Genomic DNA, 9019 nt, shown 5'->3' with positions numbered 1-9019 from the left:
GAAAACTGCTCTATAGTCAGCGCGAAGCTGATAGCCGTTGCTTGATTCCGATTCCTCGGACTGGAGGCGTGTATATACTACACCTCTTGCAAGAAGGGAAACACTTCACGGAGCGCTTGGTCGATATCAGACCTTGACCACTTTCAATCGAGCATCCAGAAGACCTGGAATTTCGTCCTACCCACTTTCGATCGGAGCCTACAGTCTCACGGCCGTTCGGTTAGATAGACTATTTTTCATTCCACTATCATCTTAAGTGGAGCATCTTCCACAACAAAGCGGAACTTCTTACGCGACAGTACCTCATGACACAAGAACTTATTTTTTCCGCGTCTTCGGTTTTCTCAGGTGTAGTCCCGTCTTGAAACCTACTACCGATCTAGCAGTGTCTGTCAATTCATAGAGTCAGTTGCATACCGTCAACTCTGGATTCAAGATCGTTGTCATATTAAAATACTCTAATTGTCTTGATATCAGGTTGTTAGAATTCTGATAGGATCCGAGATATATCCGTCCTGACCTGATTTTCCTTGCAGTGATTCTAGCATTCGCAGCTAACATCATACGATATCAACCCATTCAGCTCCACTCAGAAATCTTACCTGGATTTGAGGGATTACGGGTATAGGAGAAAATGGATCGGAACGGGAGTTGAATTCATCTACAGTAAAAAGTTAAATGAAATTCTCTCAACTCATGCAGACACGCGTTCGCCTAATACTTGAAGGATTTGCGGGAAGGATCTCCAAAATAATGTTCTTGCCCTTACTGGTAATTTTCATTTCTAGTATCAAGGAATGCAAAGCACAATTGAATGTTTCCGCTACCAATTCTCAATACAGTATTGACTTCGATTCACATCTAGACGGTGTACATGGAACCGACTTTGCGGGTCAAGGACTCTTCTCTTCTACTACAACTGGTGGATTGGATTCTAGAGCATGGCGCATATCCGGTATGAGCGATGGTGACACGAACTACGGTGGGACCTACAATTTTGGCGATCATGCACGAGGACAGAATAATTCTTCCAATGTTACTCAAGGTGGTCTGTATGCCTATTACGGCAATGGTCTAGATGGCCGAGCAATGGGCGTACAACCAACAGAGCTGGATATGACCCCAGGTAGGATCGAACTACGCTGTATCAACAATACTGGCGAAATAATCCATACCGTTCACCTTGACTACGATCTATATTTCAGGAACTGGAGTGCCAATCCTTCACATGATAGGATCAATTCATTCAATGCTTCCTTGCGAACAGAGAATATGGGTGCCTACACAGATTTGAATAGTGGAAAGGTCGGTCCGGCCTCCTTGCAATACAATTCTCCGGGCATGATATCGAGCACCGACCTTGTGAATGTTCCCAAATCCTATTCATTCAGCGGAGTAGCCATTCTACCCGGTGAGTACTTCTACATACAGTGGGATACTGATGATATCAGTGGTAATGGAGAAAGGGACGAATTCGTGCTGGATAATATCGCTATCAATGTTCAAGGCTCTGATTCCTTGGTCTTCTATTCTCAGAACTCCGGTGTACAAAGCAGCACCACTGGTTCAGCTTCCACAGTCTTGTGGTCTACCCTTCCCAACGGGAATGTGAGCTATAAGATGTTTCCATTTCAAGATTCCTCTTCACTCGTTATTCAATCTTCTCATATTGTGGAGTATATCGGATCCGGGTCTGGTGCTACATTCAAAGACCTCATTGTGGAAGAGGGAGCGCAATTGATGGCGGAAAATGAAGGTATTCCCGGTTTCCTCCGATACCTATACCTTTTTGGAGATATAACATGTAATGGAGAGATTGGAAACGGACCAGGGACAAATACTGGAACGGCTATCGCATTCGACCTCGAGCCTGGAAGTCACACGATACAAGGTGATGGAATCTTTAACTGTGCTGGTATCCGAAAAAGCAATTTCAATGGTCTAACAGGAGTCTGTAATCTCACTTTTGATATGGACGTGAATATATACCCGAACGGCACTGGACTTTACAACGACCGACCCGATTCGGACGGAGGCACCAACCTATTCAATATCACTATCTCTCCTGATGCAGTGGTAAATGTCATGGGGGATATGGGTATCGATGGTCCCGATCCGGTCAATGGTACGCACAATGCTGGGGGATCCCTTCTGGTGGAAGGTACCCTGAATGTATCGGGCGCATATTACCTGACAACGAATAACAACAATGTATACCTCCCCGTCAGTGTTACGGTCGCTTCAGGTGGGAAACTAGATGTAGGATATTTTGTCTCAAATGTAAGTGGTGATGCAGGTCACACTCTGATTGCTGAACCAAATAGTGTTATCGAGATCTCAGACAGAAGTCCTGGTGGTGATACTTGGTTGAACAACAATTACACGAATAATGTCTTCGACCTTCGCCCGAATTCGACCATACACTATTCGATGGACAATAGCCAACCGATACTACAAGGATTGTCCTATGAGAATCTGATAGTTTCTGGTGATTGGTATAAGATCGTTTCCCCTGCTAACGGAGATCTTATCGTCCATGGTGACCTGACAATAGCCGGATCGGCCATTCTTGAACCCAACGGCCAAGACATTGTTGTCAGTGGAGATTGGAACAATTACAATGAATTCGGATTCACTGACCTAGGAGCCGATGTGCTATTTGACAATGCAACAGGCAGTGCAACGATAGGATGTGGCGGAATAGAACGCTTTGACCGCGTCATTTTTGGAGCGGAGTGTGGGTTAGAGACAACGGATGCTAGAACCTATACAAATGGATGGCAACAGGGAGATGGTAATAACGGATACTTCGGTAATTGGATTCTCACTACAAGCAGCAACGATCCGAATACAATTAACCACAGGACCAATGATTCTTCCACCAATGGTGATGGGGACTCGAATGGAGATGGAGATATAGGCAATCGGGTCATTGCATTGCATGCAAACAATGGAGATACAGCCTCTGGGGTGCTACCCTTTACCCGAGCGATGAAGTCCGGCTCCTCATTCTCTATCCAAATGGATAATGGAGCTGTAGACATTGGAGGAAGTGTAGGATTTGCAATCCAGAATGCGAATGATGAAGATCTTTGGGTATTCTACTATTCAGGTGGAGCGACCCATTATACTGTGAACGATGCAAATGGTCCGATTCCTACTACGATTCCTTTTACGGATGAAGGTTTGACTATCGATATAGAGATGACCGGTCCGACCACCTTCGATGTAACTGTCACCGCGTTAGATGGTACAGCTATTTGGACGGGGAGTAATGCGATCATCAGTCCTTCCGGAGGACAGATCCCGGCACAATTGAGCGTATTCAATATCAATGCTGGGTCCGGACTTTCCAACGCATGCTATTTCAACAATATCCAATTGTGCCATGTTCCGGCAACAATAGATATGGACACAGACCTTGAGAGTTATGGAACAATGGAACTCTATTGCAGAGTCAACCTCAATGGAAATGACGTGCACTTCTGGAATCCTCCGATCGTACTCGGTCCGAACGAACATAGCTTCTTTGTCAGTGAGGATATCCTGCATCAGGGTACAGTGAGTGCCACGGTCACCGATAACACCTTACCAGTGACCTTTCCATTCGGAACCGAGGATGATATCCCTATCTACACTGAATTTCAGCTTGATTCAGGTTATGCCGGAGTAGTGACCATGGCGACCTACCGGACCGCTGCTGATAATCTCCCGTGGCCCGTATCTCCAACAGCGGTGAATAATCTTAACTCCACCACAGGGCTCACTCCGGATAACAGGGATGCTACCGCTGACAGATTCTGGTCCATTACTAGCACAGATGACTCGTTCGAAGCTAATCTTACTTTAAGTATCACCGATAGCGAGTTACCCGGCATTCCGTATGACAATCCGCTCAATCTTGTAGGTCAACGATATGATGAAGAAGAACTTGGAGGAAGTTGGAGACCTCCCGCCCCAGGTCAATCTTCTGCTGTAGGAACCTATTCTCCAAATACCATCAGTGTGTTCATACCCAAGGTCACAGAACTAAGCCCTTGGGCAGTAGCCAGTCAACTTTCTCCACTTCCAGTAGAACTTCTTCATTTTGAAGGGGTCAAGGTTGATGATGGAATAGAGTTGACCTGGACTACAGCTTCTGAGGTAAGCAATGCTGGCTTCGAATTACGTAGGTTCAATGATGACCGTATCGAAGAACCGATCGCTTTTGTTCCGGGAAGTGGTAATAGCAGCGCAGAGAATCATTACCTCCACTTGGATTCAGAACCATTGTATGGCTGGAACTATTATCGTTTAGTACAGCATGACTTCGATGGCACCCAGAATGACAAAGGAATAGTCTCGGTCTGGTGGGATGGAAATTCCTCGAATGACGGATATGTCTTAAACTGGACCGAAGATGGTCTGCACATCAGTCATAACACAAATAAATCAGTAGGGTCTGTAATGCTCCATGATGTCAATGGAAGACTACTCTACTCAGAAATAATCGATAGAACAGAGTGTATCATCGACCTATCAAGGAGCCAAAGCATGTATATCATCCAGATGGAAAATGGTACGGATCATTACACCCAACGTATCGTAGACATCAGACTTTGATCACTTTCAATCGAGCATCCAGAGGATCGGAGACCTCTAATAGGTGATCGATGAATCCATCCCCTTGTTTCAGATACCAATGCAAGAAATTCTCTGTACGCTCACGAAGACTACCACCTGGTAAGAACTTGTTCTTGATGGTGGAGATTCGATTGAGTGAATCACCGTGCTTCTTCTTCTCTGCGCGGATCATCTTCTTTTCCAGGTTCTCAATAGACTTGATCAAGCGACTGCGTTCTGCTTTTGCAAAACCGAGGATGTTGGGGTCGATGTCTTTTGAACGATCGACCAGTTTGTCGAAGTGCTTGATCATGGTCTCCCGATCGGTACTGATATCCAATTCTTCTCCTGCATTTTGCTTGGCAAATTCCTTGTAAAGAAGATCATCGTCTCTGAAGAGATCCATGGTCGCGAATCCCAATTCTTTCCACTTCTGCTCGGTACGGTCATCGATCCAGATCATCGTGTCTCGAAGTATGAGTACCGGAAGTCGCAGATCAAAAGCTTCCATTACCTCTTTGAGCTGCAACCAATAACTCAATTCACCCGGACCACCCACATAGGCGATATTGGGTAAGATATACTCCTGATACACCGGTCTGAACAACACATTCGGGCTGAATCGTTCCGGATGATCTGTAATGAGTTTTGAATAGTCGCCATCCTTCCATACAATTCCATCCACTGGACCTATAGTGCCTGACTCTTTGGTCAATCTGACACGCTCTGTGTCGGTCATATAGAACAGGTTGATGTCCCGTGCTGTTGCCTGGACCTGCTCTCCCCTGTTGCGGATGACCTCGGCCCGGGACTCCATAGCCTTCTCGATCATACTTTGCTCCATCTCATTGCGCATATGCTCTGAGAATGAAGCCTTGAGTCGCCTATCGGAAGCATCGAGAATAAGTAGTCCATACTTACCAAAGAGGGATTGGATCAAGGCTCTGAAGGCTTGAGCCATGCTACGATCCTGGGTATAGCACGAGGCGATGAGTTTCTTCGCTTCTTGAGCCAAGGGGCTTTCTCCCAGCACTTGACCCAATTCTACGACCACATCATCTATGTGCTCCAAAGGCATCGTCCCTGCAGGCCCATTGTGTTCCGTGGGTATTGCGAATCTTCTGCCAAAAAGCAGACAATGGTCTATCTCATCGATATCATGATCTTCAGATGCCATCCAGAATAGGGGAACGACATGTACTCCCTCTTCTTCTCTCATCGTCTCAGCCAATCGGATGACAGAAGCCACTTTGTAGAGCATGTATACCGGTCCTCCGAATAAACACAACTGATGACCCGTGGAGATGGTACGCGAGCCAGGATCAGATAGCATGTCCAGCATGGTCTGCTGTTGGTCGGTACAGTGCTCGCCATGTTGTTCTTTCAATACCTCTAGCAGCAACTCTCGCTGGGAACTATCGAATGACCGAGACTCGGCTGCATCTCTCAGTCCTTGACGGTCAGGACGATAATGTGTGAAATCCGACATATCCCCAGCATCCTTCAGATAGTCGATGACCAATCGGGGATATTGACCTGTATTCTCCAGAGGTATGTGCTCGATCTGCATGAGGCTGGCAAATTTAACCTGCTACGGACTCTCTCGACCCCGGGTGTCCATCTACCTTTGTCGCCTATGCAGATCAAGAAGGGAAAAGTCTACGAACTGGAAGTCGAAGAAATGGCATTCGGTGGTAAGGGAATCACTCGTATACCCACTGAAGAAGGCAATTATGTTGTATTCACTCCCAATACCATCCCCGGCCAGAAAGTCCTGACCCGGGTAGTCAAAAAGCGATCAAAATATGCCGAGGGACGTGTACTGCGCATCGTAGAACGGTCCGAGATGGAAGAAGAGATACCCTATCAAGGCGTATCAGGGGCTCCCTATGCCACATTGCCATTGGAGAAACAGCGGTTCTATAAGGAAAGGGACAGCCTGGGACAATTCAAAAAACTCAAATGCGATAGCGTGATCGACTGTTTCGATCGTATGATTCCTTCTCCAGTAGACTGGCAGTACCGCAACAAGATGGAGTATTCCTTTTCCGCCATCACCTGGGATATGGACGCAGACGAGTCGAAAGATGAATTCGGTCTCGGCTTCAAAAAACGGGGTATGTGGTGGGCCGTGGAGAATCTGGACCGTCCTTCGGGGCTCTTCGATCTGGAATTCGAAAAGGGACTCATCCGTATCAAAGAGTGGTGTGAGAAGACCGGACTACCTCCCTGGCACGCCCCACGAAATCATGGATTCTTCCGCTCGCTGCTCGTGCGCAGATCTTTCCATCAAGACCGCTTCCTCATCGCATTGATGACCTCCAGCGAAGGATTGTCCGAATTCGATCAGAACGGATTCATCAAGCTGCTGCATGATCTGTACCCTGAACGGATAGCGGGTATCATCCATACGATCAGCGATAGCCAGGGAGACCGATTCGAATATGCCCCAGAGGCCAGCACGCTGATCTGGGGTGAGGACCACCTAGTAGAAGATCTGCTCGGTTTGAATTTCAAGATCAGTCTTTCCAGTTTCTTCCAGACCAATCCAGCAAGTGCTGAGGTACTCTATCAAAAAGTGATCGACCTAGTCGAGGAACATGGGAAAAAAGGTGTGATCCTGGACATGTTCTGCGGTACAGGCACGATCGGTCAGTTACTCGCCAGAAACCTGGACGATGCATCCGTCATCGGAGTGGATATCACTCCATCATCGATTGCTGATGCTCAAAAGAATGCCGAGTTGAATGGTATCAGCAATGTGGAGTTCCACGCTTCTGATGTAGGGAAATTTCTGAATACACGACCAGAATTGAAAGGTAGGATAGGGTGCATCGTGCTTGACCCCCCGCGCAACGGTGTCGAGGGTAAGGCATTGGATAAGGTGATCGCACTAGAGGCAGAGACCATCGTCTATGTATCATGCAACCCCGCCACCCAAGCGAGAGATACCATCCGATTGCAGGAAGCTGGATATGAACCTCAGTATTACTGCTTGGTCGATCAATTTCCCCATACCGCTCATGTTGAGGGTATAGCTGTATTCACTAGATAGAGCTTCTTCATCAAGGGCTTACCCCTTGCATCAAGTACCCACAGATCAATGCGCCATAGGTCCCAAGAGCGTAACCCAATACCGCAAGCAACACTCCTACCGGTGCGAGTGAAGGGTGAAATGCTGCAGCCACTACAGGGGCACTCGCTGCACCACCTATGTTGGCCTTACTACCAACAGCAAGGAAGAAGAATGGCGAGCGGATCAATTTCCCAATGATCACCAGCAGAAGGACGTGGAAGGCCATCCACGTGAATCCTACCAAGAATATCGCAGGATTCTCTGCAATGGCCAGGATATTCATTTTCATCCCGATGGTCGCTACCAGTATATATATGAAGACACTTCCAATCTTGGAAGCTCCAGCACCCTCGTAGTTCCTCAATTTGGTGAAGCTCAATCCTATGCCGAAGGTGGTCGCCAATACGATCAACCAGAAGAAGCCTGAGCCCAGACTGAAGGTATCTGCTAGATAAGGTGCATGCTCCCTGACCGCGGGTGCGATCGTATCGGCCAGCAAATGGGCTAGACCGGTACATCCCAGACCTATTCCCAGAATGACCATCAGATCAGGAAAACTGGCCACCCGCTTGATCCTGTCTCCGAATTCTTGCATATGATCTTTCAAGGTGTTGACCGCTGAAGCATCCGCTTTGAAGAATTTATCCAGTTGAGCGGATTTCCCCACACCTAGCAGAAGGAAGAACATCCACACTTCAGCCACGATGATATCTACTGTGATCATTATCGAGTACATACCTCCGGTGATGAGATTCTTCTCTCCCTCTTTGAATATCTCGTACATGGCCGCCTGATTGGCCCCTCCACCGATCCATGATCCGGCAATGGTGGTCATGCCTCGCCATACCTCATGCGGTTCTTGTCCACCTACCACATCGGGTGAGATGTAGGAGAATATGAGAATGGCCAAGGGGCCTCCCAGCACAACGCCTACAGTACCTGTTACGAACATGATGAGTGCTTTGGGACCCAATTTGAAGACTTCTTTCAAACTGATGCTCAGGGTCAACAAGACCAAGCTGGCCGGAAGCATGTAGCGGGAAGCCACAAAGTACAATTGAGACTTCTCAATGAATGGACTGACGATCTCCTTGGCCTCATCATTGACCAGAACGAAATTCTTGAAGTCCTTGAATGAGGAGATCCCAGTCATATCAAAACCGCTCTCGACCAAGGCGTTGATAGCCGCACTCATATCTACCCACTTAGGAGAAATGATGCCGAAGGTGCTGAATAGTGAAGGGAGGAAATAGCAAAGCAAAAGGGCAGGAATGACTCGAAAGAACTTAGAGAATCGGTCCATCTCCGTGGCTTTGAAGATGAGCGCCAATAGGATCATCA

The 9019-nt window shown here is 47.3% G+C and carries 4 protein-coding genes; 2 read left to right on the top strand and 2 right to left on the bottom strand.

Annotated elements, in window-relative coordinates:
* Nucleotides 1–810 precede the first annotated feature (810 nt).
* Nucleotides 811–4602 (top strand): T9SS type A sorting domain-containing protein, encoded by a 3792-nt coding sequence (locus tag HKN79_06310; protein ID NNC83172.1) that lies wholly within the window; start codon nt 811–813, stop codon nt 4600–4602.
* Here HKN79_06310 and bshC read toward each other — a convergent pair.
* On the bottom strand, nt 4592–6172 hold the full coding sequence (gene bshC, locus HKN79_06305) for a bacillithiol biosynthesis cysteine-adding enzyme BshC (GenBank protein ID NNC83171.1): 1581 nt from the start codon (nt 6170–6172) through the stop codon (nt 4592–4594). The two genes, HKN79_06310 and bshC, sit on opposite strands and share 11 nt — an antisense overlap.
* 66 nt (nt 6173–6238) lie before the next feature.
* Between bshC and rlmD the strand changes: the two genes are divergently transcribed.
* Complete coding sequence (gene rlmD, locus HKN79_06300; protein NNC83170.1) at nt 6239–7657, top strand: 23S rRNA (uracil(1939)-C(5))-methyltransferase RlmD; 1419 nt, start codon at nt 6239–6241, stop codon at nt 7655–7657.
* 10 nt (nt 7658–7667) lie between these two features.
* Here the strand turns inward: rlmD and HKN79_06295 are convergent, their stop codons facing one another.
* Complete coding sequence (locus HKN79_06295) at nt 7668–9017, bottom strand: DUF819 family protein (GenBank protein NNC83169.1); 1350 nt, start codon at nt 9015–9017, stop codon at nt 7668–7670.
* Between the last annotated feature and the right edge of the window lie 2 nt (nt 9018–9019).

The sequence above is a fragment of the Flavobacteriales bacterium genome, from assembly GCA_013001705.1.
In the GTDB taxonomy this organism is placed as follows: Bacteria; Bacteroidota; Bacteroidia; order Flavobacteriales_D; family JABDKJ01; genus JABDLZ01.
This window is presented reverse-complemented; position numbering and strand designations above follow the sequence as displayed.